The following is a 24553-nucleotide window of genomic DNA, read 5'->3' on the forward strand; positions in this document are numbered from 1 at the left end:
GGCGTCACGCCACCGCCGCGGACACAGCACGTCCACACAGAGCCTGCGCGTCGGCCACCATCGCCTCCCAGACCGCAGGTTGTGCCTCACGCGCAAACGTCTCACGGTCCCACCACATCAGTCGCGTTCGGTACTGATCACTGGGATACGCGGCCGCAGGAACGTTCACGTCGATGCGTCCGCCGGACGATTCCCACTGCCGGAGTACGTGGTCTGCGGCACTGGCGAACAGGTACCGGCTACCGGTCAACTCGATTGTCGGCAGAGCTGTCCTGGCGAGCATTCCCGAGACCTCCCTCCCCGGACTTCCTTTGCCCACCCATGCGCTCTTCATCTCGACGATTCCGTGCGGAAGTCTCGACCGCAGTTGCCCGGCAACCACGTCGAGACCGGGCGAGTGCTCCCATTCCGTGAGCACGTGGGATTGCTCGATCACGGTGTACGGCCCCTGGGCGCGGACCCCGCCGAGCATCTCGCCTGCACGGTCGAGAACCACGTAGAACAGCGTGGTGGTCGCCCCGGACGCCACTTCGTCGATGTCGAGGGCCCGGGTCACCCCGTGGCGAGAGTAGGACGCCCAGGCGCCGTCGACATAGCGATCCCACAGCTCGGGTGCAGCCGCCGGGGTAGCCGCAACGAGTGACATCTCGCCGTCGGCGGACACACTCGTTCGCGGTCCGAACGACTGGCCGAGAACGCCGTTGCGTACTCCCCGCCCAGGCCTGTTCGTTCGGACATCTCGGCCTTTGCGGAGAAGGGTCGACGGGAATCTGGGACTTGCCGCGTGTACAACCACATTCTGCTCCTTGGTGAAAGTCCGGGGTTCCGACTGGAACCGGTCGAGGACTACTGCCGTACGGCAGTAGTCACATTCTTCCCGCTAGCGTCGAGATTTTTCCCGGCTAGACACCCTTGGAGGCCCCACGCGTAGGCAAAACTGATGAGATAGCACACAGCCGAACTGGTATGTACCCAGAATCCGCTCGCCAAATCTGTGGCAGTTCACGAGCATGTTCGTACGTGCACCGGTGCGAGAAACTGTATTCGTCGACTACTTTGACGGCAGCAGGCCTAACCAGCGCCGCAACGAACGTACAGAGGATGAACTTCGATGGTTGTGCCAGAGCATCGCGTATTCGATCCAGCCAGCAGCGACGACCGCTCGATATACGACCGATTGGTCGAACTCGGTGGAGTGCACGTGTTCGACACGACGGCAACTCAGTTGCATTCGCTTCGAGCGCTTCTACCGACCCCGCCCGAGGACGTACTAGGAGAGGAAGTTCGCTGGGTTCACTACCCCTGGCGCCGCTCGCTGGTGCGTGTCCTCGGTCCCCGGGGATTTCGACTTCTGAGGCTCGACCGGAACAGAAACAAGATCACTGCGGCAGAGCAGGACGACATGGCCCGGCTCTGCGTCGGTGTCGTCGGCCTCAGCGTCGGGCACGCGGTCGCACACACACTGGCTATCGAAGGGTTGTGCGGCGAGCTACGTCTCGCGGATTTCGACGACCTGGACCTGTCGAATCTCAATCGCGTCCCCGCCTCGCTCTTCGATCTCGATATCAACAAAACCGTCGTAGCAGCGCGCCGAATTGCCGAACTCGATCCGTACATGTCCGTGGTGCCGTATCCCGATGGACTGGTGGAGAGCACTTTCGAGTCGTTCATGGATGGCCTCGACATCGTCATCGACGAATGCGATTCCCTCGACACGAAATTGGTGCTCCGCGAACACGCACGCAGACGCGGGATTCCAGTGGTGATGGAAACCAGCGACGGCGGGATTCTCGACGTCGAACGTTTCGATCTGGAACCCGAGCGCCCTTTGCTACACGGTTTACTCGGCGACCTGGACGCGTCCGCCCTGAAGAACATCACCCCCGAACAGAAGGCTCCTCTCGCTGCCCGAATACTCGACCCGTCGAAATTGACTCCGCGCATGCTCGCATCGGTTCCCGAGATCGGGCGAACTCTGTCCACGTGGCCTCAACTCGGCAGCGATGTCGCACTCGGTGGGGCATCTGTCGCTGCCGTCGTCCGTGCGTTCGGAATCGGTACGCCACCGCCGTCCGGCCGGATTCGAATCAATCTCGACGCCCATCTCGCAGCGATCAGCGAAGTCGAGCCGACGGCGAGTGGTGAATCGATCAGCCCTGCCAACCAACCGCGGTGAACGGTGCCTCGGTCGTGATGCGACCGACGATGCCTGCGTGCGCGAAGTCCTTCGCCGACTTCACTGCGTCGGCTACGGACGTCCCTTGCGCCAGTTCCGCTGTGAGAGCTGCGGCAAAGATGCATCCAGCACCGGACACCCTCTCGTTGCCGATCTTCGGAGCGCGCAGAACCGTGACGTCGTCGCCGTCGAAGAACACGTCCACAGCGTCGTCGCCTCGTAGTCCGGCGCCGCCCTTCACCACGACGTAGCGAGGGCCGAGATCGGCGATCCTACGTGCCGCCTCGGCAAGGTCATCGACAGTGTCGAGCGCATCCATGCCGGCGAGCGTCTGCGCCTCGAACAGATTGGGCGTGATGACGGTGGCAAGGGGAAGGATCTCGCTGCGAAGCGCGTTGTCGGTGTCCAGCGCAGCGCCGGGTTCTTGCCCTTTGCAGATCAACACCGGGTCGACGACGACGTGTCGCCATTGCTGCTGCCTGAGTGAACCTGCAACGGTGCTGACGGTTTCGGGGGTACCCAACATGCCGATCTTGACGACGTCGAGCGCGTGCGCCGACGTCGCTGCCTCGATCTGGTCGGCGATCACAGATCCGGAGATGGGCACGAAGCGATGACCCCACCCAGCCTTGGGATCGAACGACACGATGCAGGTGATAGTCGCGACGCCGTAGACCCCGAGCTTCTCGAAGGTCTTGAGGTCGGCCTGCACACCCGCCCCACCAGTGGCTTCGGAACCTGCGATGACGTACGCGATCTTCGACATGCGCCCATTATTGCCGAGTGCGAGCCGACGACTCGAATCGGACGCGGACGGATCGGCAGAGAGGGCATCATGTCCGTTTCGTTACAACGTCGTCATCGGTGTAGTCGTCGCGGCGGTCGGGTTCTTCGTCACCAAGAAGATCAGAGCCGGCGTCTAGGGCGAGCCGAACCGCAGCAGCACCTTGCTCGACCGGGACGCGTCTCGTGCCAGCGCGAATGCGTCGAGCGCGTCCGCAGCAGCAAATTCACCCGTGATCACCGCGGACACGTCGAGGGTCCCGTCCGCGAGTGCTTCGACGACCGAGTCGATTTCGTCGTTGAACCGGAACGATCCGACCAGTTCCAGCTCGCGCGTGATCGCGAGTGAGATGGGGACCGGCTGATCACCGGTAGGAAGCAGACCCACCATCACCAGCCGGCCGCCGCGCGTCGTTCCGGCGATGGCCGACGCCAATCCCCGGTGGTTGCCCGAACATTCGAACGTCACATCGGCGTCGACGTCAGCAATCGCGTCTGTGTTGCGCGCATCGATGGTCCGCGTGGCCCCGAGTGCCCGCGCAATCTCGAGCGAATAGTCCTCGAGATCCACCGCAACTATCTCCGACGCTCCGTTTCGCTTGGCCACCGCGACCGTCAGCGCCCCGATCGGTCCAGTGCCGACGACAAGTACCGTCTTGCCTGCCACATCACCGGCGCGCGCAACCGCGTGCCAGGCCACGCTGGCCGGTTCGGCGAGTGACGCGACCCGAAGGTCGAGGCTGTCGGGCACAAGGCGGAGCATCCGAGTCGGGATGGCCACGTGTTCGACGAAAAGCCCGTCGTTGTGTGGAATCTGCGCGGCGCTGCCCATGTAACGGCAACCGGGAGACAGATTGGGACGGTCCACCGGATACCGCACGTTTCCGGGTGCAGGCGTCGCAGGATGGACGGTCACCTGCGTGCCGGCCGCGGGACCACTTCCATCGGCCGCCGCCACCGTGACAACCCCCGAAGCCTCGTGGCCCAGACGCATGGGCGCCTTCAGGATCGACTCGCCCGCGGCGCCGTGCTGCCAATAGTGCAGATCCGATCCACAGATTCCGCCGTACGCGATGCTTACGAGCGCTTCGTTCTCGGCCGCAGCCGCAACGGCTACATCCTCCACGCGGATGTCGTCGGCGCCGTGTGCGACGACGGCAATGGCGGTGGTGGGGAGGGACATCGTCGTTCCGTTCTGTTGTGAAATCATCGTGTCACCGCTTCCTCGGCGGTGAGCATGGCCAACTCTTCCCGTTTGGGCATTCCTTCCCAGTCACCGGCAACCGTGCAGGCGAACGCGCCGACCTGCGCGCCGATTGCAAGACGCTGCTGCGGCGGCGAACCCGCACGCCATTCTGCGAGGTAGCCTGCGACGAAACCGTCCCCGGCACCGACCGAATCGACGACGGTGACGGGCACGGCGGGCGCCTGGTACAACTCGCCGTCGACGAGGGCGAGCGCACCTCGCTCACCCAGCTTTATCACCGCCTCCGCCGGGCCCATGCCGCATATCCTGCGAGCCATCTCGGTCGGCGTTCCGTCTTCGACCGCAATGGCAGCTTCGTCGGTGCCGGCGAAGACGACGTCCGACTGCTCGATGATCCGTCGGTACACCGGAGTTGCTTGCGCTCTCGACCACAGCGCCTGTCGATAGTTGAGATCGAACGACACTGTCACTCCGTCGACCCCTGCCAATTCGACATAGTGCAGAGTCGCTTTCAGAGCCGAGTCGGACAGCGCCGGAGTAATTCCGGTGACGTGAAGGTGAGACGTATTCGCCCACACCGCTTCCGGAATGTCGCCGATCTCGAAGCGAGACCCGGCACTCCCTGCCCGGTAGTACCAGACCCGCGCAGCGGTCGAGGTTCGCCTCTCCTTGACCATGAGGCCGGTCGGAGCCTCGGCGTCACGGACAAGATGCACGTCGAGCCTCTCGGCATGCAGTTCCCGTTCGACGCGGTCACCGAGACTGTCCGAGCCGACTCTGCCCACCCAGGAAACCTCGACGCCCAAGCGACGCAACGCTATTGCGAAGTTCGATTCCGAACCGCCGATGCCCAGTTCCATCGTCGCTGTGTGAGCCAGCGGCCCGGTGCCGACCGCACCGACGAGCGCCATGGTCTCGCCGAAGGTGAGTACGGTCATTGCGCTGATCTCCCCTTGTTCACGGCGTCGACGAACTGGGCACACCTATCGGCGAGGGCACCGAGATCGCCTCCGCGCAATGCGTCACCCAGCAATGGGCCACCGACGCTCACGGACTTCGCACCCGCGCGTATCCACGCCTGTGCTTCGGCCAGGCCGACTCCTCCGGATGGGACCACCTCGATGTCGGGAAACGGTCCACGTAGATGTGCGAGGTAATCGGGTCCGAACAGCGACGCGGGGAAGATCTTCACGGCGGTCGCGCCTGCGTTCCATCCGCTCCACAACTCAGTTGGCGTCAGGCCACCGGGATAGATCGGAATCCGCGCCTCGACAGCAGCTGCGATGATGTCGGGATCGGTTGTAGGAGTGACGATGAAATCCACTTCGAGTGCATCCGCTCGCCACACCTGTTCCGCGGCCGTCACCGTACCGAGACCGATCCGTGCGCCCTCTGGTGCTTCGGCGCGGACGCGCTCGAACTGCTCGAGAGTGCCCGGTGTACTCATCGTCAGCTCGATGCCGCCGATTCCGTTGTCTGCGAGGGTTCGAACGACCGGGCCGTACGCCGATGCATCCTCGGCCCGCAGCACCGCGATGATGGACGGCGTCACGACGGCAGGTGTGCTCGAGTCTGTGTACTCGGCAACAGACATGCGGTCAGACCTTCTCGAGGACAGGATCGGTTGCATTCGCGAGGTCGGTCAGATCGCGGTCACGCGTCTCGGGCGCGAACATCGACGCAACGAGCACCGAGACCGCCATGATCATCATGTACACCGCGACCGGGACCCAGGATCCGGAGAAGGCGGTGATCAGCCCAGCGCAGATCAGTGGGGCGACGCCACCTCCGAACACCGACGCGAATTCACGACCGAGAGTCACTCCTGCATACCGGTAACGCGCTCCGAAGATCTCCGGGAAGTAGCTCATCGTGACGCCTACCGCGCCCTGGCACGCCAGGATGAATCCGATGATCATCGCGACCGTGATCAACAGGTGCGAGCCGGTGTTCAGCGCCATGAAGGTCGGAATGGGCAGGATCACCAACAGGCTGACTATGCCGATGTAGACCGGCTTGCGCCCAACCGCATCCGACAGTCGACCGAACCCGTACGCCGCTATACCACCGCAAATTGCGCCGACGAGGAGAACTTTGGGGATGAAGGTCGGGTCGATCGCAAGGTCGTTCTTCATGTACGACGCCATGAAGACCTGATACGTGTAGGACTGCGCGCTGATACCGACCGTCATGAACATGACGATGAACAGTGGCTTCTTGCCGTTCTTGAAAACTTCCTTGACCGGAGCCTTCGGGCGCTCCTGCGCCGCCTTGAGTTCCTGGAACACGGGAGATTCGGTCAGCTTGCGACGGATGATGAACGCTGCGATGGTCACCAGAATGCTGCTGAGGAAGACCAGGCGCCAACCCCACGACATCAACTGCTCGTCTGGAAGCAGCTGCGCGAGGATCCAGGCAATCGCGCCCAGAGCGGTTCCCAACGCCGCACCGGTCATGACGAGCGCGGCGAGTCGACCACGTCTGCCGATTGCCGCAGTCTCGGTGAGTAGCGTTGCACCGCCCGATTGTTCGGCTCCCGCTCCGAAGCCCTGAAGGAAGCGGCACGCGACAAGAAGGACGGGGGCCAACAGACCCACTTGCTCGAACGTGGGAAGCATGCCGATTGCCATCGTGGCACCACCCATGAGCATCAACGTGGCCACCAATACCCACTTGCGCCCCAGTCGGTCACCGTATCTGGAGAAGAACAAGCCACCGAGCGGACGAGCCAGGAAGCCGACCGCGTATGCACTGAAGCTGGCGATGATGCCGGCTGCAGGCGAGATGTTTGGGAAGAACAGCTTGTTGAAGATCAGTGCAGACGCCGTCCCGTAGATGACGAAGTCGTACTGTTCGAGGGTTGTGCCGATGAGACCTGCCCATGCGGCTCGGCGCACGGCCGAGGGATCGTGAGCCGGCCCGGACTCTTTATGGGTCGGCGAAGCGCCTGTCGTTGTGTCCATGTCAATGTCCTCGTTCTGGCCGGGTCGACCGGCGGAAAAAGAGAGGGTGGGGTATCGATCAGTGAAGAGCTGCAGGAACGGCTGGGGAATGAACGGCCGCGTATCGTGCGCTCGATGTCGCCGCTTCTGCGGCTGCTGCACGTGGACCGTGCCGTACGATCATATCCACGTATTCGGCTGTGCGTGATACGAATTCGACGAATTCGCCGATCTCGCTCGGGAAGATGTCTCCGTCGGTGAATACTCTCTCGACGAAGTCTTCGATGGACGCTGCCGAATCGGCAAGTCCTGCCAGTCGCGGTCGTGCGGGGTCGGCCATGGCACGGGCGTGCGGACCGGGATCGAAATTCTGCGGCGGCGCGATACAGCACAGGTACGCCGCAACAGTGAGGGACAGATGCTGTGGCACAACGCCGTTGCGAAGGTGCGCCAGCGCCGGAGCAGGAATTCGCTGTGCCAACTTGACGGAACCATCGGATCCTACCTGCGACGTCCTATGTCCGAGTGCCGAATTCGACCACCGCACGAAGAGTTGTGCGATGTAGTCATCGATGTCGACAGACTCGGGAACGGGGACGGTCGGTAGGTACTCGTCGACCAGTACGGCTCTGGCGGCTCCCTCGACGAAGGACTCGGCTGTCGAATCGGGTATGGTCCCTTTTCCATCGAGTGCGCCCAGATAGGCTATGAGCGAATGGGTTCCGTTGAGCAGTCGAACCTTCATCAACTCGAACGGTTCGACGTCGGAAGTGAATCTGGCACCGGCGACCTCCCAGCTGGGGCGTCCGGCCGCGAAGAGGTCCTCCATGACCCACATCGTGAAAGGCTCGGCAGGTACCGCGATGGAATCCGTTGCCGAGAGTGCCGAACTCGACGCTTCGTTGTACAGATCACCACTCGCGGGGACGATGCGATCGACCATCGAGTTGGGGAACTGCACCGAGAGCGCCAGCCAGTCGAGAACGTCGGTCGCACCGGCTCGTTCGAGAAACTCGTGCACGAGCGCGCCTGTTCGCCGACCGTTGGACAGCACGTTGTCGCAGCTGGCGATCGTGATCGGCGCTCCGTGGGTCCGGGCACGCAGCGCGATCCCCCGCGCGATCTGCCCGATCGTCGTCAGAGGAGCCCGCTCGTCCGCCAGATCACGCTGCACCGAGGTGGACTGGACGTCCAACGTCCCGGTCTCGGGGGAGAACGTGTAACCGTGTTCGGTGACCGTGACGGTCACGATCTTGACCTGTGGGTCCGCGATTGCCGCCACGACGCCCTCGGGGTCTTCGGCGGCCACCATCACACCGGTGTGAGATCCAGGCACACCGACCTTCGACCCCGTCGGCGAGATCTCCACGACGCCGTAGAGCAGATCCTGCCCGAGCATGGCGTCGACGACCGAACGAGAGCGATTGGCGACCCCGAGGATGCCCCACGGGCCGCCGTGTTCGGCCATGGCACGCGCCGTATAGACGGCCTGGTGGGCTCGATGGAAGTTGCCGAGACCGAGATGGACGATCGCCGTCCCCTCAGGCCGATCGGGCATGGTGAGCGATCCTGCGGGAGCAGTACTGCGCGAGAGCTTTCGGATAGTCATCGTGCTCACCAATCCGTCATGGAGCCGTCGAGCCGACGCGCGACCGGAAGGTACGCGGGCTCGTAGGGATATTGCGAAGCGAGCGCTTCGTCGAAGTCGACTCCGAGGCCAGGCGCCTCCCCCGGCGTCAGGTAGCCGTCGGCGAACGACCACGCGTGTGGGAACACCTCGTCGACCAGTGGTCCGTAGCCCATGAACTCCTGAATTCCGAAATTCGGAGTGGACATGCCCAGATGAACGCTGGCCGCCATTGTGATGGGCGAGACGTCGGACGGGCCGTGCGGTCCGCACCGGACCTGATGAATCTCGGCGAGCGCGAATATCTTTCGCACATGGCTGATTCCACCGGCGTGGGCGATCGCGACGCGGATGAAGTCGATCAAGTTCTCCGAGATCAGCTGCTGGCAGTCCCAGATCGTGTTGAACACTTCGCCGATCGCGAGCGGCGTCGTGGTGTGATTGCGTACAAGTCGAAGCGCATGTTGGTCCTCGGCCGGGGTCACATCCTCGAGCCAGAAGAGATCCACCGCTTCGAGTGACTTACCCAACCGGGCGGCCTGCTGCGGAGTGAGTCTGTGGTGAGCGTCGTGCAGCAATTTGAGTTCGGAGCCGACATGTTCACGCACGGCGGTCAATACCCCCGGAACATGGTTGAGGTACGCGTCGGTATCCCACACCTCTTCCACCGGGTGTGCGCCGCGCCCAGCTGGCTCGTACCCTGCTGCGCCCTTGTGCACGCCGTATACCGACTCGAGTCCCGGCACGCCGGACTGCGCGCGAACCGCTCGAAATCCCTGTTCACGTCGCTGATCGACGGAATCGAGGAGCTGCGGTACGTCCCAACCGGTCGCGTGGGTGTAGGACAGGATGCGGTCGCGAACCGCGCCGCCGAGCAGCTGGTACACCGGCTGTCCGAGGGTCTTGCCCTTGATGTCCCACAGCGCCAGGTCGACTGCGCCGATTGCAGACATGGTCACCGGTCCACGGCGCCAGTACACACCGCGGTAGAGGTACTGCCAGGTGTCCTCGATGCGCGCCGGATCTCGTCCGAGCAGAAGCGGTGCGACGTGGTCGCGCAGGTACGACGCCACAGCCAACTCACGGCCATTGAGAGTGGCGTCGCCGTAGCCGACGACCCCGTCCGTCGTGGTCACCTTGAGCGTGACGAAGTTACGAGTCGGGCTGCAGACGATGACCTCTGCGGACACGATGCGATCGGTCACGATGCGGACACCTTCCGTCCCGCAACATGCTGTCCTGCAACCAGATTGGAAAGCGGTTCGACCCGAACCAGGCGACCGATGTTTGCGGTGATGTCATCCACTCGGCCTTCGAAGGTCTCGCTGGTGATACCGGACGAGTGCGGCGTCATCACGAGGTTGTCCAACGTGTGGAACGGATGAGCCGACGGCGCGCCGAGACCGTCCGAGCTCGGATAGTCGTACCAGACATCGATCGCAGCGCTGCCGAGTGCGCCCGAAGCCAAGGCCTCGTACAGCGCTTCCTGCTGCACCAGCGGTCCGCGCCCGACATTGATGAGCACTCCCGCGCCACCGAGCTTTGCAAGTTGCGGGGCACCGATCATTCCGGCCGTGCCGTCGTTCAGCGGTGCCGATACCACGACGATGTCGGCCTCCGCCATCAGCTCGTCCAGTCGATCGATCGTCCCTGCCCAGGAAAGTCCATGCGCGTGCGCGTCGACGGATCCGCTTCCCGTGACAGCGATTCCGGAGCATCCGAATCCACGCATCAGGGACCACGATTGCGCGCCGATGTGACCGAACCCTACGAAGCCGACAGTTGCAGAGCCGAAGGTTGCCGGTTGGTTCAGTGTCTTGTCGTACACGGGGGACGCCCACCGGCCATGTCGCAGTGCGCGGTCCTGCCCGAGAAATCCACGTCGGAGAACAACCGCGGTCGACGTCACGTATTCGGCGATCGAACGTTCGTGATGGAACGTGTTGGCGACGAGAGTATCCCCGGACAGTGCGTCGAATGCGATGCCGTCGGTACCGGCTCCTGCGACATGAACGAGGCGCAGCCCCTGGGCGGCCGACGCCAATGCCGATGTGAATTTGCCACCGACGTACACCTCGGCGTCTGCTATGTCGGCAACAAGCGCCTGCTCGTCGAAGTTGTTGTGCCACAAAACTTCGAAGTCCGATGGAAGCTGGCTCTCGAAGCGGTCTCGATGCGGGAGGAGATTGGAATCTGCTACGACGATCTTCATCTAGGACTCGTCCTTTCGTAAACGTCCGGTGCGGTCACGGGATGGCCCGGACGACGCGCGTACGACCAATTGAGTGGGAAGATGCACCACACGAGGTTCCGAATCCGGTTCGGCAGCGCGCTGGAAGACGAGGTCGGAACTGACGAGCCCGGCGCGGCCCATCGGGACACTGATGCTCGTCAGCGCCGGGTGTGCAAGCTCGGCCAGGGGTGAATCGTCGATACCGATGACGCTGAGATCGCCCGGCACCGAAAAGCCCATCGAGCGAACACCATTCATGACGCCGATCGCCATAGGGTCGTTGTGGGTCATGACCGCGGATGCCCCGGTCGCGATGACACTTGCCGCTGCCGCATGTCCACCGGCGAGGGTTTCCTGCTGCCAGCCGAGTATCTCGATTTCGATGTCTCGCTCTGCGCCGAACTTCTGGATTGCCTCGACTCGGCGAGAGTTGGACCAGGACTGTGGCGACCCTTGAACGTATGCGATGTGCGAATGCCCGAGCGCCACGAGATAGTCGACGGCCTGCCGGATCCCGTCCTCCGAATCCGCTACGACACAATCGCATTGGTCGGACAAGCGGTTCACCAACACCAGCGGTGTGTCCCCCGCCAACTGCACGATGTCCTCGGCAGGCAGACGCGGTGCGCATACTACGAGAGCATCGACACGCGACTGCAGCTCACCGATCACCTCCCGTTCGCGGTCGGCACTGCCATCGGTGTCGGTCAGCACGACGGTCTGTCGACGATGCCAACCCTGCGCCTGAGCCGATTTGACGAAGCTGGCGAAGACGGTGTGACCGATATCGGGTACCACGACAGCGACAGTGCTGGCCGCACGCCGCACATCGAACGTGCGTCCCGACGCCGCGCTGTAGCCGATCTCGTCGGCTGCAGCGATGATGCGCGCGAGAGTGTCGGCGCCGATTCGGTCGGGTGCGCTGAAGGCCCGCGACGCGGTGGAGAGCGATACTCCCGCCCTCTCCGCAACCTGGGTCAATGTCGGTGCCATGCCTCACCCTGTCTGCTCGTTGTGATTACAGACACAACATTGACACAGCTTGCGCAATATTGTCAACGGCTTGCGCAAACTTGCAGGGAGGGCTTTCCTAGGGGCAGTCGAGCAGCCCCGCAGTACGCAAGGCAGCGCGGACATCTTCGTGGTGCCAGGCGTCGAGTTCGACGAGCGGCAGCCTGATGCCCCCCGGCATGAGTCCCATTTCTGCGAGCGCCCACTTCACCGGAATTGGGTTCGGCTCCGCGAACAGAGCACTGTGCAAGCCAGCAAGAGTGGTATCGATCTCCGACGCCGTTTCCGCGTCGCCTGCCATCGCCGCCTCGCACATTCGCGCCATCGCATCGGGCGCCACGTTGGCGGTCACCGAGATGTTTCCGTGGAATCCCGCCAGCATGCTGGCCCGAGCCGTACTGTCGTCGCCGGAGTAGAGCGCGAAATCCGCAAGTTCGAGTGCCACCAGCTCGCGAACTCGATCGAGGTCACCGAGTGCTTCCTTCAATCCGACGATGTTGGGAATCTCGGCCAGCCGCGCGACGGTCGACGGCAGCATGTCGCAACCGGTTCGTGCCGGGACGTTGTACAGGTACTGCGGAATGTCGACGGCTTCGGCGATCGCACGGAAGTGTCGGTACAGACCTTCCTGCGGAGGCTTGACGTAGTACGGGGTAACGAGGAGGGCGCCATCTGCTCCCGCTTTCAGCGCAGCGCGGGTGAGTTCGATCGCCTCGGACGTCGAGTTGGCACCGGTGCCGGCGATGACCGGCACTCTCCCTGCCACTGCGTCGATAGTGCGTCGAATGACCTCGGTATGTTCGGTGACCGACAGTGTGGAGGACTCACCGCTGGTCCCGACGGACACGATCGCCGACGTACCTCCGAGGACTTGACGCTCCACCAGTCTGTCGAGGGCGGCGTAGTCGACCTCTCCGGTCTCGGCCATAGGGGTGACAATTGCAACGATGCTGCCGGTGATCACGCTTCTGACGCCTTCCGTCATGAGGGTCGAAACTTCGCTCCGAATCGTAGACGACCTAGGAGTCCGTTCCGATGCCGACCATCCGACCGTCTCCAAGTTCTGCGCGGTGAACCTCGCTTTGTCACCGGGGGTTTCGAGTCGGGCTTGCCGAGGAATGCCGAGAGAGGGCGCCGTAGCTTGTGTGCGACTCCCGCGGACGGGTGCGTGGTTGAGCACACAGCTATGCAACCGTCCGTCGCGGCCTCCACCAGATCAGTCCCTCCGGACCTCGCACAGGCGTCGAACAGCCGACTCGATCACGTGGCATCGCCGATCCAGCTCGGCGTCGGAGATAACCCCCACCTGTCCCGGCGTGGTCAACCAAGCCGACACGATGCCGAATATCAAGGTCAGCAGGTCCTCGGCGGCAATATCCGCGTTGAGAGCGCCCTTCCGCTGCGCCTGAGCCACCTCGGCCGCTCGGGCGTCCAGGACTCCTCCGATTGCGTCATCGCCGCGCAGGCCCGAGGCATGCTGTAGTTGCGCCCACAACAGGATTCGATGCTCTTCGGGTTCCGAGCACAGATGCCGATACACACGTACAGCAAATTGCCCGAGATCATCCACGGTGAACGGCACGGCGCCGACGAAGCGCGCAAAACCGTCGGCTACCGCCGCGGCGAACAGCGACTCCTTGTCCCCGAAGTACGCGTACAACCGTTCCTTGCTTGCGCTCGCGTTTGCAGAAATACGGTCGACGCGTGCGCCGGCGAGTCCGTAGGCTGCGAACTCCGTCCGGGCAGCGGCCACGATACGCGCCCGCGTGGCTCCAGAGTCAGCTCTCATGTGACCGACCTTACTATGCGCCAACCAACTAGTTCGTTTGACTCTTGCCTCGCTGCCCCATAAGTTTCGACAGGGTCTTCTGCGCCCGAGACTCTTCAGCGAACTTCAGTGGGGAAACGATCATGGACCAGCAACTCGACGGGCACGCGCCCGCCGCGAACCCGAACTACGAGCGCCGATGGCTGGTGCTGTGCATCGTCGCCATCACACAGCTCACGATCGTGCTGGACGGCACCATCGTCAATATCGCTCTGCCACAGGCGCAGCTGGATCTCGGCATCAGCGATGGCGCCCGCGCCTGGGTCATCACCGCATACGCACTGGCTTTCGGCGCGTTGCTGCTACTCGGCGGGCGCATCGCCGACTACTGGGGACGCAAGCGTTCGTTCATCGTCGGTATGGCCGGTTTCGCGGTTGCCTCCGCTGTGGGCGGTTTGGCGCAGGAAGGTTGGCAGCTGTTCGTTGCCCGCGCCGGCCAGGGCGTCTTTGCTGCCCTACTCGCGCCTGCCGCACTGGCCATCCTCACCGTCACGTTCACCGAACCCAAGGAACGCGCGAAGGCATTCGGTGTGTTCGGTGCCATTGCCGGTGGTGGCGCTGCGGTCGGTCTCCTACTCGGTGGCGTGCTCACCGAGTATGCGAACTGGCGGTGGTGCCTGCTCGTGAACATCCCGGTCGCCGTCTTCGCCATTGCCGCCGCCGTGCCTTTCGTCAACGAGAGCAAGGCGGACGGAAACACACGATACGACCTGCCTGGCGCCATTCTCGTCGCACTCGGTCTTGCCTCGCTGGTCTACGGCTTCACCGAGGCCGAAGACGGCTGGGCGACAGCGTCCACCATCTCGTTCATCGCAATCGGACTGCTGCTACTGGCCGCCTTCGTCGTGGTGGAGGCGAAGTCGGACCATCCGCTACTCCCTCTGAGTGTCTTGCTCGACCGCGACCGCGGTGCGGCCTACATCGGATCCGCCGTGATCGGCGCCGCCCTGCTGGGCGGCACGTTGTACCTGACGTTCTACTTCCAGATCGTGCTGGAGATGAGTCCGGTCGTTGCCGGCGTCGCATCGTTGCCGATGACCGCAGGCATTCTGGTCACCGCTGCCATTGCATCGGCACTGATGCCGAGAATCGGACCGAAGCCGATGATGGCTGTGGGGCCACTCGTCTCGGCGATCGGTCTGGCATTGCTGACGCAGATCGGTGTGCACACCTCGTACTGGACCCATGTCCTCCCCGGCGTCGTACTCCTCGGCCTCGGCCTCGGATTGCTGATGGTTCCCATGCAGAACGTGGCTCTGATAGGCGTGCCCGATCACGACGCAGGAGCGGCGAGCGCGCTCATCAATGCGACACTGCAGGTCGGTGGCGCACTCGGCGCTGCCGTATTCACCACCGTCTACACCTCCAGCAAATCCTCGTACCTCGCCGACAATCCCGCCCCGACTCCCCCGGCGGGTGTCCCCGCGGAAACGCTTGCAACGCAGGTAATTCCGTCCGACGAGGTCCTCGCATCGATGCCGGAGCCCATCAGGGACTTCGTCGCAGACACCATCGATCACGCATTCTCGGCCGAGGTCTCCGGTTACGCATGGGCCTTCGGCACCGCCGCGATCATGGTCGCCCTCGTCAGCCCCGTCGTGGTGTTGCTCGTCCGCGCGAAGAAGGACGACGTCAAGGTCAGCGACACCCCGGTCCACATCGGGTAATTATTCTCGAGCCTTCGATCGTCGATTTTGCCGACGCGTCGAGCCTGGATGTGAGATCTTGGATTTCACGATCCAGGTCGGCGTGCGGCATCCGACTGTGCCCCACGATCGAGTTCGGAGAAAGCGGATAGCTCGCACGGAGGCGACTGCCGCGACCAGTGGTTGTAAGTGAGTGTGTCCGAAACACGAAGGCATCTTCGATGACCAACTCGGCAGAACGTGCAGCGCAGCTCGACCTCGTATCGCGTCTGAAATCGGCCTATCCCGAGCTTCCTGACGCACCCACCCCTGATCTGATCGATCATTCTCGGTACGCGGCGTACATGAAACCGTCCCATGATGTGGGCGGTGAACCCGACGCGCCGATCAAGTACGAGAACAAGGAATACGAACACTGGGAACACTTGACCTACGTCATCTGCGAGGTGCTGGCGTGGCGAGGAGTGTGGGTCTCCGAGGAACGTCGACGAATAGGAAATGTCGACGTGGGCCGAGCGGTCTATCTCGGCATTCCCTACTACGGCCGATGGCTACTGGCCGTCGCTCGGATTCTCACGGAGAAGCGGTACATAAGTTCCGGCGAACTCAGCGACCGCATGGAGAGGGTCCAGCTGCGCTACGAGGGCGGGCTGAAGGGCGAGACGCCAGACGCACACCCGGCGTTCGAAGGCGACGGGTCACAGATCGAGCGCAACTCTCATCACATTCATGCCCTCGGCAAGGGCGATCCGCAGGTGTTCGCAGGCCGAGCAGGCACCCCGAGGTTCGCCGTGGGCGATTCTGTGGTGGTTCGGGACTTCCCTGTTCTCTTCTACACCCGCACTCCTGAATACGTCCGCGGCGCCACCGGCGAGATAGCCGCGGTGGCGTACGAAAGTCCGGCCCCCGAGGACGAAACCTGGGATCGGCCCGACGCTACGCCGGAGTGGTTCTACGTCGTTCGATTCGATCTCGCGCACCTGTGGGACGGCTACAGAGGATCGTCATCCGACTCTCTGCAAACAGAACTACCGGAGCGCTGGCTCCGATCGAGCTGACCACATCGACATTCTCGGTCCACACCCCCTGGAGGCAGCGTGTCCGATCACGATCACGATCACGACCACACCCGCACTGTGGCACCCATGGTCGACGAAATCACCGACTTCGAGGTGCTCGAGATCGCCCTTCGCGAACTGTGCATCGAAAAGGGAATTTTCACCGCCGAAGAGCATCGCCACTTCACCGAATTCGCGGAGCAGATCGGTCCGACGCCCGCTGCCCGCCTGGTCGCACGCGCGTGGCTCGACCCCACCTTTCGTCAACTCGCTGTCACCGACGCGATGGCGGCCAGCCGCGAGGTCGGCGTGGACTGGATGGAGCCGACAGGTTTCGGAACACCGAGTGACTTCACTGCCTTCGAGATTCTCGAAGACACACCGACCCTTCACCACGTCATCGTCTGTACCCTCTGCTCATGCTATCCCCGGCCGATTCTCGGGAACTCACCGGAGTGGTACCGGACGCCGAACTACCGGCGCCGCCTCGTGCGCTGGCCCCGGCAAGTTCTTGCCGAGTTCGGACTCGTTGTACCCGAGGACATCGCTGTCCGAGTGCAGGATTCGAATCAGAAGCATCGTTTCATGGTGATGCCTGTTCGCCCGGACGGAACCGAAGGATGGACCGAGGATCAGCTGGCGGAGATCATCACGCGCGACTGCTTGATCGGGGTCGCACTACCCACGCCGGGAGTGACCACCAACGTGATCACCGACACCAGGCCTGCCATTCATCCTGCGAGTAGCGCTGCGGCCGAGGGCGCGTCATGAGCGACACCCAGATCGCAGTACTGAGCGACATAGTTGCCCGCGACCATGTCTGGCCCCGAATGGCCGCCAAACACGGCGTCACCAACCCGCTACCGCCGTGGAAATCGAGCCTGGACGCTCTGTGTGACGTTCTCGATCGGGCCTCGTGCGACGCCGACATCCCCGATTTCTCGCAGCGCCGGAACGAGGAAGACGACTTGTCCGCGTCGACGTATGCCGACCTTCCCTATCCAGAGAACCAACTGGTCGCGCTCGCACACTCACTGATCGCACGTGGAGTCATCGACGAAGCGGAGTTGCGGCAGCGCCTTGCAGTCGTTCGCGAACGGCTGGAGATGCACTAGTACCGAAGCCCGCGTTACGGCTTCAAAATCACCTTCACCGCGCCATCCTGCTTCTTCTGAAAGATCTCGTATGCATGCGGAGCTTGATCGAGGGGAAGCTCATGGGTGGCGAAGGTGTCGACACCGAGAGGATCCTCACCGGTCAGTAACGGCATGATCTCGTCGACCCATTTCTTCACATTCGCCTGACCCATACGGAGCTGAATCTGCTTGTCGAACATCGTCAACATCGGAAGTGGATCGGCCATCCCTCCATACACGCCGCTCAGCGAGATCGTGCCGCCGCGGCGAACGATGTCGATCGCGGCGTAGAGCGCACCGAGCCGGTCGACTCCCGCCTTCTGCATCATCACTTTGCCCATGAAGTCGGGCAACGTACCGGTGATCTGCTGGGCAGCCTTCGCCACGGGTGAGCCGTGTGCTTCCATGCCCACCGCGTCGATGACGGAATCGGTGCCACGACCGTCTGTCATGTCACGAATGACGTCGCCGAGCTCACCGGCATGCTGGCCCAAATCGACAATCCTGATCCCCCGCGCCTGCGCGCGAGCCAGCCGCTCCGGTACGCGATCCACTGCAATGACGTCGTATCCGAGATGCGTTGCGATACGGGCCGCCATGTCGCCGATCGGACCGAGCCCGAGCACCGTCACCGACCCGCCTTCGGGAATCGCGGCGTACGCCACTGCCTGCCAAGCAGTCGGGAGGACGTCCGAGAGATACACGAACCGCGAATCCGCCGGGCCGTCCGGCACTTTGATGTGAGTGAACTGGGCTTGCGGTATACGTAGCAACTCGGCCTGACCACCAGGAACGCTTCCGTACAATTCCGAGTAGCCGAACAGAGCAGCACCCATTCCCTGATCTCGAACCTGCGTGGTCTCACACTGGGTGTACAGCGCCTTGTTGCACATATAGCAGCTGCCGCAGGAGATTTGGAACGGAACCACAACTCTGTCACCGACGGCCAAATCCCCAACCTGTGCGCCGACTTCGCGGACGATTCCCATCGGTTCGTGTCCTAAAATGTCCCCGGGGTTCATGAATGCCCCGAGCACCTCGTACAGATGCAGATCCGATCCGCAGATGTTGGTCGACGTCACCTCGATGATTGCATCGGTCGGTTTTTGGATGACCGGATCAGGCACTGTATCGACCCGAACGTCTCGCTTGCCGTGCCACGTTACTGCTCTCATGCGACTCTCTCCTCGAAGTGGGTACGAATGTGGGGGTACGTCTGGAGTCCGTTGATCGCTCCTCCGAACCCGACACATGTCGACTACCCCATACGAGCCGACTCACACCATTCCTGCTCGAGTTGGCGGGATCGGCACAATCTGCGGTCAGCGGGCGCGCAGCGCAACTCGCGTCTGTGTCTGTGCGGCCCCACACTCACTCTTGAGTCGGCGCAGAAGCAGATCCAACGCACCGGTATCAGGGACGTACGCCCGCAACAAGTAGTCGTACGGTCCGGTCATGTGGATTGCCTCGACGACCTGTCGCACGAGCTCGATCCGCCTGGTGAACGTGTCGTAGTCGACTGCCGGATCGAGGCGTACGTCGATGAATACCTCGAGGCCGCCGCGAGGACCAGCTGCGTTCTGCCCCTCGAGAAGGGTGTAACCGAGAATCACACCCTCGGTCTCCAGTTTTCGAACTCGCGCTGCCGTGGCGTTGGTGCTGAGCCCGACCAGACGGCCGAGCTCACTGAACGAACACCGGGCATTCTCCCGCAATAGGCCGAGAATATGCTTGTCTACGCCGTCCATGGCCATTAGATTAGCTGTTGTACCGAGATTCTGTCGGTACTCTCGAAATCGACTCCGCACAGTGGTCACATGGTGGATGACATATGGACCCCGGCAGCCGCAGGCATCCTTGCGGGACTCGGCGTTGCCATGCCGATGGGCGCAATCGCGGCGCTACTCCTGCGCGAGGGGCTGGTCAACGGGTTCCGGGTGGGAGCCTCGGCGGCGGCGGGAGTAGCAACGGTCGATGTCTGCTATTGCACCGTCGCGACCCTCACCGGCGCGACATTCAGTCGTGCAATCGAAGATCATCGCGGAGCCTTTCTACTCGCCTCGGGGGTTTTGATCGTCACCATCGGAATTCGGCAGCTGTGTCAGGAGTTCGAACAACGAAACCCATTGGCACCGGAGGTCGTTCGAGCCCCTGCGACAAAGGCGTTCGCACGCTTCGTCGGCCTCACCGCGATCAATCCGATCACCCTGGTGTATTTCGTCGCGCTATCGGGCGCTGTGTCGGTCTCCAGTGCCTCGTGGGTCGGAGCGGCCGTCTTCGTCGTTGCAGTCGGGGGTTCTTCCCTCGCCTGGCAACTCCTTCTAGCAGGATTGGGTTCACTCTTCGGCACGTCGGTGAGTCTGAGGACGACCCGCGCCGTCGGCGTAGTCGCATCGCTGCTCGTCGTTACTTTGGGCGCTGTCGTCCTGGTCAACGGTCTCGCCGCACTCCAAGGCTAGTTCCGACTTGCGGGCACGCCCATTCCGGTCACACATTCGAGCGATGTGCGCGGTTACGCGCTGGGCTGTGGGTCGAGTGAAGCCTGTTCAGGCGCGCCTGATTTCACGGAACCGTCTGGTTCAGAAACCAGCGGTGGCCGAACGGATCGACGAACACGGCTACCCGGCCGGCAGGCGGACTGTCCTCGGGGCCGCGTGCCATCGTGGTCCCGGTCGCGGATATGCGTGCCGCAGATGCATCGACGTCTGCGACCATCAGATGTAGTGACACCGCCGACCCACGTGTCGGGTCTGGGGCAGCCACTCCGGCGGAGTCGAACTGATCCGACATCATCCAGCGGGCCTCTCCGATCGCAAGCTCGCAGTGGCCGATTCGACCGTCGTCCATGACGATCGGCTCGTAGGTCACCTCGGCGCCCAGCGCGGCGATGTACCAGTCGATCGCGGCTCGGCAGTCTGCGACACAGAGGTAGGGAGTCAGGGGGTTCACGAGTTCTCCTGTTCGTCGAGTTCGGTGAGCGGCGTCTGGAACGACCAGAGGTGCCCCTCTGGATCGCGGACGCTGTATTCACGGACGCCGTAGGGCATGTCGGTCGGTTCGTAATCGATCGCGGCGCCGGTCGCTGCAACGCGGTCGTAGTGGGCGTCGACATCGTCGACGAGGACGGCGAGCGAGGCCGTGACGGACCCGGTTGTCAGCGGGGAGACCATTCGGTGTTCGGGCGCCTCCCGGTGCAGCCAGACAACACCGTCACCCGCGTGGACCTCTCCGTGCACCGCATGGTCACCGTCGTACGCGATCGGCCCCGGGGCCAAACCCAGCACATCCACGAGGTAGGAATGCCCAGCCGCGATGTCGCGGTACACCAACAACGTGATTCGCCGAGTCAATGCGGGCTCATCGGACGACAGACCTGACAGCAGGTCCAGCAAGGCCTCATCCCCGGGTCGGGTGCCGTGGAGTAGTCGGTCCTCGACAGCGCGGACCCGTTCTCGCACACGTGCAAGGTCAGCCAGGCGAGCGTCGAGATCGGCGAGGTGCCGGCGGGTCAACTGGTGCAGATCGTCAGCATCGGGGTCGACCTCGGCCACCGGCGTCCCCAACTCGCGAAGCAACCGAATTCGGTAAAGCCGGTCCAGGGTGCTGCTGTCGTAGCGACGCCTGCCACCACTGTCGCGGTCCGGGGTCAGGAGACCGAGCTCTTCGTAGTACCGCAGCGTGCGCTCGGTGACGCCGGTTCGTCGGGCGACGTCGCCGATTCCCCAACTGCCGGGATCGGTGCTGTTCATGGTCACCACGGTATGACCTCACGCAACGTGAGGAGCAAGCCAGGCCATGACAGGAAGGTGATCTTTACTCTGATGAGATGAGCGAGGTAGAGAACCCCCGGGCCGATGCCACCACACGCAGGAGGGTGCCGTCCTGGCTACGCGAGACTGCGGTGCTCGTCGTAATCGCGCTGATTCTGAGTGTGCTGCTGCAGACGTTCGTCGGACGGGTCTACCTCATTCCGTCCGAATCGATGGAACCGACGCTACACGGGTGCACGGGTTGTACCGGCGACCGCATTGCCGTGGAGAAGATCGGCTACCGCTTCTCCGACCCCCGGCCCGGCGATGTCGTGGTCTTTCGTGCGCCCACCGCCTCCTGGAACGTCGGGTACTCCTCTTCCCGTTCGACCGACCCGATCGTCCACGCGCTGCAGGACGCGGGTGCGTGGACAGGCCTCGTTGAGCCGGACGAGAACAATCTCGTCAAACGTGTCGTCGCCACCGGCGGGCAGACGGTGCAGTGCTGCGATGCGCAAGGCCGCGTCGAGGTCGACGGACAACCACTCGACGAGCAATACATCGCAATGGACTTTCCATTCGTGGACAACGCCCTCGACTGCACGACGGTTCCGGCGTCGGGACGCTGCTTCGGCCCGGTGACGGTCCCGACCGGAAACCTGTGGGTCATGGGCGACAATCGGAGTGGCTCAGCGGATTCGCGAGCTCATGTCACAGATGAGTTCTCAGGAACAGTCCCAGTCGGTGACGTAGTCGGCAAAGCACGTCTGATCGTCCTGCCGCCGTCGAGATGGGGCGTCATCGAGTCACCGATGCTGCACTGAGGAGGCCTACCGACCGCCTCCCAATGCCTGACTTACGTCCCCGATACAGGTGACCTATGTCAGCTGTGCCCTCGGCTCGACCGTCGTAGCGTGTGCGAGCAACAGTCGGCGACCCGTACGGAGGCTTTTCAATGACCGAACTCGACCCGCCAAGTCCAGTAGACACCGAGTCACGCTACAAGACAACAGGTTCGGCACTGGTACGTGAAACACATTCGGCATATGTGTTCCTACTCGACACAGTTGCGTACAAGAAGAAGAAGTCGATTCGGACCGATTTTCTGGACTTCAGCTCCGTGGACTCTCGATGGTCGGCTCTCGATCGCGAGTACACCTTGAACTGTCGATTCGCGCCGGACGTCTACTTGGGTATCGCCGAACTGACCGATCCCACCGGTGGCCCCGCTGAACCTCTTCTGAAGATGCGCAGACTCCCGGACAGCGCAAAATTGTCGACCCTTGCCGCCGCTGGGACCGACCTGACCGACAATCTGTCCGATATCGCGCGCATAGTCGCCTCCGTCCATTTGCGTAGCCCCCGTAACCACACGATCAGCCATGAAGGCACCCGCGAAGCTCTTCGCGGTCGCTGGCAGGCGAACCTGCACGAACTCCGGGCGCTGGCACCCGGCATCATCGATGACACTGTTGTCGACGCTATCGAGGCGCGAAGCGCACGGTACATCGACGGGCGCGGTGCTCTGTTCGACGCTCGAATCGCCAGTGGGCGTGTGGTGGACGGCCACGGAGACCTACTTGCCGACGATGTATTCTGCATGCCCGACGGCCCCCGAATACTCGACTGCCTCGACTTCGACGACTCCCTTCGCTACCTGGATGGAATCGATGACGCTGCTTGCCTTGCAATGGATCTTGAATATCACCATCGACCCGACGCGGCACACGACTTCCTCGACGCCTACCTCGAAGCCGCGTGCGACGCTCCACCTGCATCACTCGTGCATCACTACATCGCGTACCGAGCGACGATGCGAGCAAAAGTCGCATGCATCCGTGCCCTTCAGGGGTGCACCGAGTCGAGAATCGACGCATCGCACCATGCGCAATTGGCGTTGCAGCATCTGGAGTCGGCGACGGTGACCTTGACCTTGATCGGTGGGCTTCCGGGCACAGGAAAATCGTCCCTTGCGTCTGCGCTGGCGGAAAAAGTTGCCGCAGTTGTTCTTTCCAGCGATATCGTCCGCAAGGAACTCGCTGGGCTCGAGCCGTCCGATCCTCATCCCGAGGCAGTGGGACAAGGCCTGTACACACCCAGCATGACCGACCATGCCTACGCCGAACTGATGCGCCGGGCACGGACCGAACTGGCGGCGGGCCGTTCGGTGATCGTCGATGCGTCGTGGTCCGACCCCAGCATGCGAGATCGCGCTCGACTGGTAGCGGCGATGAGCTGCGCCGAACTGGTCGAATTGGAATGTTCGGCACCGGCCGCGGCCTCTCTGCACCGGATCGAAACCCGTGCATCGCGCGTGTCCGACGCTACCCGCGAGGTCTACGAAGCAATGGCGCGAACCAGGAAAGCATGGCCCACCGCTACCGATATCGATTGCTCCCACACCGTCCCGGAGTCGTTGGACGCTGCGTACGCACAGTGGAGAGCAGTGGTTCGTATTCCGCTGTTGGAATCCGCTGTTCACTGAAGGAGTGGTCTCGACAACAGAACAGCGTCGCACTGGAAAGCTCAGTGGCGGCCCAACAAGTCCGACACCTCACCCGAATTCACCTCGTGTCGGCACCCGTCTGCGTCCAATTCGACGTAAAAGGGTTCGTAGCCTCGCGGATCTGCACCCCGGTCGCCCGTACTCCGACGCTCGAACACGCGCGCACCCGGCCACCGCGCAACCACGGCCGACCGCAGAGCGATTCCCTCGGGCGCAGTTCCTCCGACGGGGCCGTACTCGCCGATCACCGCAGCCTGCACTGTCCCGAGCACCGATGCCGTCGTCACCGGAAACACGATGGGCGACTCGCTGTCGGGAACATCGATCGTGATCGTCTTCGACTGAATCTGAACCCGAGAATCGGAGGTTTCGCCACCGGGCAGTTCGCCGACGGAAGGCGGCAACGGCGTACGCCTGCGGCCGAACACGAAGTATGCGAGCGGTCCGATGAAGTTGACGCAGATCACCAGCGCCCAGGTTCGCTTGCTTCCCAATACCTCATCGCGCGCACGCCGTGCGAGGTCGACCCATGCCGCAGCCGCCAGCGCGAACTGAACCGCTGCCAGCACGAGCACCGTGCTTCGATCACGTCGACTCATCTCGTTCCAGCTACCTGGATTTCGATGAAACATTTCGCACTCCTTTTCCTCG

25 protein-coding genes are annotated in these 24553 nt (G+C 62.9%); 8 read left to right on the top strand and 17 right to left on the bottom strand.

The features are described 5' to 3' along the window. Nucleotides 1-4: 4 nt before the first annotated feature. On the bottom strand, nt 5-796 hold the full coding sequence (locus WDS16_RS14580) for a hypothetical protein (protein WP_338885973.1): 792 nt from the start codon (nt 794-796) through the stop codon (nt 5-7). Between the two features lie 315 nt (nt 797-1111). Here WDS16_RS14580 and WDS16_RS14585 point away from each other — a divergent pair, with 315 nt between their 5' ends. Then, the gene (locus tag WDS16_RS14585; RefSeq protein ID WP_338885974.1) at nt 1112-2176 is read left to right on the top strand and encodes an Rv1355c family protein; all 1065 of its coding nucleotides are present in this window, start codon (nt 1112-1114) and stop codon (nt 2174-2176) included. Here WDS16_RS14585 and thiD read toward each other — a convergent pair. The 11 genes from thiD to WDS16_RS14640 form a co-directional block, all read right to left on the bottom strand. Then, on the bottom strand, nt 2151-2942 hold the full coding sequence (gene thiD / locus WDS16_RS14590) for a bifunctional hydroxymethylpyrimidine kinase/phosphomethylpyrimidine kinase (protein WP_338885975.1): 792 nt from the start codon (nt 2940-2942) through the stop codon (nt 2151-2153). The genes WDS16_RS14585 and thiD overlap by 26 nt on opposite strands. A gap of 153 nt (nt 2943-3095) precedes the next feature. After that, the gene (locus WDS16_RS14595; RefSeq protein ID WP_338885976.1) at nt 3096-4169 is read right to left on the bottom strand and encodes an L-idonate 5-dehydrogenase; all 1074 of its coding nucleotides are present in this window, start codon (nt 4167-4169) and stop codon (nt 3096-3098) included. Next, the gene (locus tag WDS16_RS14600; protein ID WP_338885977.1) at nt 4166-5104 is read right to left on the bottom strand and encodes a sugar kinase; all 939 of its coding nucleotides are present in this window, start codon (nt 5102-5104) and stop codon (nt 4166-4168) included. Before WDS16_RS14600 ends, WDS16_RS14595 begins: the two co-directional genes overlap by 4 nt. Continuing rightward, nucleotides 5101-5760, bottom strand: a complete 660-nt coding sequence (locus WDS16_RS14605) for a bifunctional 4-hydroxy-2-oxoglutarate aldolase/2-dehydro-3-deoxy-phosphogluconate aldolase (protein ID WP_338885978.1) — start codon at nt 5758-5760, stop codon at nt 5101-5103. The genes WDS16_RS14600 and WDS16_RS14605 overlap by 4 nt, the downstream gene beginning before the upstream one ends. 4 nt (nt 5761-5764) lie before the next feature. Then, nucleotides 5765-7129 carry an MFS transporter gene (locus tag WDS16_RS14610; protein WP_338885979.1) on the bottom strand — a complete coding sequence of 455 codons (1365 nt, stop codon included), beginning with the start codon at nt 7127-7129 and terminating at the stop codon, nt 5765-5767. A 58-nt stretch (nt 7130-7187) separates the two neighbouring features. After that, nucleotides 7188-8666: a mannitol dehydrogenase family protein gene (locus WDS16_RS14615; protein ID WP_338885980.1), complete on the bottom strand. Its 1479-nt coding sequence runs from the start codon at nt 8664-8666 to the stop codon at nt 7188-7190. 56 nt (nt 8667-8722) lie between these two features. Beyond that, on the bottom strand, nt 8723-9940 hold the full coding sequence (gene manD, locus WDS16_RS14620) for a D-mannonate dehydratase ManD (protein ID WP_338885981.1): 1218 nt from the start codon (nt 9938-9940) through the stop codon (nt 8723-8725). Then, entirely contained in the window at nt 9937-10947 is a 1011-nt protein-coding gene (locus tag WDS16_RS14625; protein WP_338885982.1) for a 2-hydroxyacid dehydrogenase, read from the bottom strand. Before WDS16_RS14625 ends, manD begins: the two co-directional genes overlap by 4 nt. After that, entirely contained in the window at nt 10948-11961 is a 1014-nt protein-coding gene (locus WDS16_RS14630; RefSeq protein WP_338885983.1) for a LacI family DNA-binding transcriptional regulator, read from the bottom strand. Nucleotides 11962-12058: 97 nt separating this feature from the next. Continuing rightward, entirely contained in the window at nt 12059-12943 is an 885-nt protein-coding gene (dapA, locus tag WDS16_RS14635) for a 4-hydroxy-tetrahydrodipicolinate synthase (RefSeq protein WP_338885984.1), read from the bottom strand. 252 nt (nt 12944-13195) lie between these two features. Further along, nucleotides 13196-13768 carry a TetR family transcriptional regulator gene (locus tag WDS16_RS14640; protein ID WP_338885985.1) on the bottom strand — a complete coding sequence of 191 codons (573 nt, stop codon included), beginning with the start codon at nt 13766-13768 and terminating at the stop codon, nt 13196-13198. 122 nt (nt 13769-13890) lie between these two features. On the opposite strand from WDS16_RS14640, the gene WDS16_RS14645 reads away from it, so the two are divergent. The 4 genes from WDS16_RS14645 to WDS16_RS14660 all read left to right on the top strand — a co-directional run bounded on the left by WDS16_RS14645 (nt 13891) and on the right by WDS16_RS14660 (nt 17626). Further along, entirely contained in the window at nt 13891-15474 is a 1584-nt protein-coding gene (locus WDS16_RS14645) for an MFS transporter (protein WP_338885986.1), read from the top strand. 200 nt (nt 15475-15674) lie between these two features. Then, complete coding sequence (locus WDS16_RS14650; protein ID WP_338885987.1) at nt 15675-16511, top strand: SH3-like domain-containing protein; 837 nt, start codon at nt 15675-15677, stop codon at nt 16509-16511. An 87-nt stretch (nt 16512-16598) separates the two neighbouring features. Beyond that, the gene (gene scnC, locus WDS16_RS14655) at nt 16599-17282 is read left to right on the top strand and encodes a thiocyanate hydrolase subunit gamma (RefSeq protein ID WP_338893455.1); all 684 of its coding nucleotides are present in this window, start codon (nt 16599-16601) and stop codon (nt 17280-17282) included. Next, entirely contained in the window at nt 17279-17626 is a 348-nt protein-coding gene (locus WDS16_RS14660) for a thiocyanate hydrolase (RefSeq protein WP_338885988.1), read from the top strand. Before scnC ends, WDS16_RS14660 begins: the two co-directional genes overlap by 4 nt. A 14-nt stretch (nt 17627-17640) precedes the next feature. Here WDS16_RS14660 and WDS16_RS14665 read toward each other — a convergent pair whose 3' ends face one another. Both WDS16_RS14665 and WDS16_RS14670 read right to left on the bottom strand, forming a co-directional pair. Beyond that, entirely contained in the window at nt 17641-18822 is a 1182-nt protein-coding gene (locus tag WDS16_RS14665) for a zinc-dependent alcohol dehydrogenase (RefSeq protein ID WP_338885989.1), read from the bottom strand. Nucleotides 18823-18969: 147 nt separating this feature from the next. After that, nucleotides 18970-19395, bottom strand: a complete 426-nt coding sequence (locus tag WDS16_RS14670; RefSeq protein ID WP_338885990.1) for an Lrp/AsnC family transcriptional regulator — start codon at nt 19393-19395, stop codon at nt 18970-18972. Between the two features lie 69 nt (nt 19396-19464). Here WDS16_RS14670 and WDS16_RS14675 point away from each other — a divergent pair, with 69 nt between their 5' ends. Then, on the top strand, nt 19465-20106 hold the full coding sequence (locus WDS16_RS14675) for a LysE family transporter (RefSeq protein ID WP_338885991.1): 642 nt from the start codon (nt 19465-19467) through the stop codon (nt 20104-20106). 103 nt (nt 20107-20209) lie between these two features. Here WDS16_RS14675 and WDS16_RS14680 read toward each other — a convergent pair whose 3' ends face one another. Both WDS16_RS14680 and WDS16_RS14685 read right to left on the bottom strand, forming a co-directional pair. Beyond that, nucleotides 20210-20596, bottom strand: coding sequence for a VOC family protein (locus WDS16_RS14680; protein WP_338885992.1), 387 nt, complete (start codon nt 20594-20596; stop codon nt 20210-20212). Beyond that, on the bottom strand, nt 20593-21396 hold the full coding sequence (locus WDS16_RS14685) for a MerR family transcriptional regulator (protein WP_338885993.1): 804 nt from the start codon (nt 21394-21396) through the stop codon (nt 20593-20595). The genes WDS16_RS14680 and WDS16_RS14685 overlap by 4 nt, the downstream gene beginning before the upstream one ends. Before the next feature lie 77 nt (nt 21397-21473). On the opposite strand from WDS16_RS14685, the gene lepB reads away from it, so the two are divergent. Together lepB and WDS16_RS14695 are read left to right on the top strand one after the other, a co-directional pair. After that, nucleotides 21474-22220 (top strand): signal peptidase I, encoded by a 747-nt coding sequence (gene lepB, locus WDS16_RS14690; RefSeq protein ID WP_338885994.1) that lies wholly within the window; start codon nt 21474-21476, stop codon nt 22218-22220. A gap of 131 nt (nt 22221-22351) precedes the next feature. Then, complete coding sequence (locus WDS16_RS14695; RefSeq protein ID WP_338885995.1) at nt 22352-23881, top strand: AAA family ATPase; 1530 nt, start codon at nt 22352-22354, stop codon at nt 23879-23881. A 41-nt stretch (nt 23882-23922) separates the two neighbouring features. On the opposite strand, the gene WDS16_RS14700 is transcribed toward WDS16_RS14695, so the two are convergent. Next, nucleotides 23923-24534: a PLD nuclease N-terminal domain-containing protein gene (locus WDS16_RS14700; protein ID WP_338885996.1), complete on the bottom strand. Its 612-nt coding sequence runs from the start codon at nt 24532-24534 to the stop codon at nt 23923-23925. Nucleotides 24535-24553 lie beyond the last annotated feature (19 nt).

It is taken from the genome of Rhodococcus sovatensis (assembly GCF_037327425.1).
GTDB classification, from domain to species: domain Bacteria; phylum Actinomycetota; class Actinomycetes; order Mycobacteriales; family Mycobacteriaceae; genus Rhodococcoides; species Rhodococcoides sovatense.

Bases quoted from the DNA above. Each gene is read 5' to 3' on its own strand.
- WDS16_RS14630 (WP_338885983.1), bottom strand. From the start codon at position 11,961: ATGGCACCGACATTGACCCAGGTTGCGGAGAGGGCGGGAGTATCGCTC.
- WDS16_RS14700 (WP_338885996.1), bottom strand. From the start codon at position 24,534: ATGTTTCATCGAAATCCAGGTAGCTGGAACGAGATGAGTCGACGTGAT.
- WDS16_RS14600 (WP_338885977.1), bottom strand. From the start codon at position 5,104: ATGACCGTACTCACCTTCGGCGAGACCATGGCGCTCGTCGGTGCGGTC.
- WDS16_RS14685 (WP_338885993.1), bottom strand. From the start codon at position 21,396: ATGAACAGCACCGATCCCGGCAGTTGGGGAATCGGCGACGTCGCCCGA.
- WDS16_RS14595 (WP_338885976.1), bottom strand. From the start codon at position 4,169: ATGATTTCACAACAGAACGGAACGACGATGTCCCTCCCCACCACCGCC.
- WDS16_RS14645 (WP_338885986.1), top strand. From the start codon at position 13,891: ATGGACCAGCAACTCGACGGGCACGCGCCCGCCGCGAACCCGAACTAC.
- scnC (WP_338893455.1), top strand. From the start codon at position 16,599: ATGGTCGACGAAATCACCGACTTCGAGGTGCTCGAGATCGCCCTTCGC.
- WDS16_RS14670 (WP_338885990.1), bottom strand. From the start codon at position 19,395: ATGGACGGCGTAGACAAGCATATTCTCGGCCTATTGCGGGAGAATGCC.
- lepB (WP_338885994.1), top strand. From the start codon at position 21,474: ATGAGCGAGGTAGAGAACCCCCGGGCCGATGCCACCACACGCAGGAGG.
- WDS16_RS14675 (WP_338885991.1), top strand. From the start codon at position 19,465: ATGGTGGATGACATATGGACCCCGGCAGCCGCAGGCATCCTTGCGGGA.
- WDS16_RS14665 (WP_338885989.1), bottom strand. From the start codon at position 18,822: ATGAGAGCAGTAACGTGGCACGGCAAGCGAGACGTTCGGGTCGATACA.
- WDS16_RS14660 (WP_338885988.1), top strand. From the start codon at position 17,279: ATGAGCGACACCCAGATCGCAGTACTGAGCGACATAGTTGCCCGCGAC.
- WDS16_RS14585 (WP_338885974.1), top strand. From the start codon at position 1,112: ATGGTTGTGCCAGAGCATCGCGTATTCGATCCAGCCAGCAGCGACGAC.
- WDS16_RS14625 (WP_338885982.1), bottom strand. From the start codon at position 10,947: ATGAAGATCGTCGTAGCAGATTCCAATCTCCTCCCGCATCGAGACCGC.
- WDS16_RS14640 (WP_338885985.1), bottom strand. From the start codon at position 13,768: ATGAGAGCTGACTCTGGAGCCACGCGGGCGCGTATCGTGGCCGCTGCC.
- WDS16_RS14610 (WP_338885979.1), bottom strand. From the start codon at position 7,129: ATGGACACAACGACAGGCGCTTCGCCGACCCATAAAGAGTCCGGGCCG.
- WDS16_RS14695 (WP_338885995.1), top strand. From the start codon at position 22,352: ATGACCGAACTCGACCCGCCAAGTCCAGTAGACACCGAGTCACGCTAC.
- WDS16_RS14650 (WP_338885987.1), top strand. From the start codon at position 15,675: ATGACCAACTCGGCAGAACGTGCAGCGCAGCTCGACCTCGTATCGCGT.
- thiD (WP_338885975.1), bottom strand. From the start codon at position 2,942: ATGTCGAAGATCGCGTACGTCATCGCAGGTTCCGAAGCCACTGGTGGG.
- WDS16_RS14615 (WP_338885980.1), bottom strand. From the start codon at position 8,666: ATGCCCGATCGGCCTGAGGGGACGGCGATCGTCCATCTCGGTCTCGGC.
- WDS16_RS14605 (WP_338885978.1), bottom strand. From the start codon at position 5,760: ATGTCTGTTGCCGAGTACACAGACTCGAGCACACCTGCCGTCGTGACG.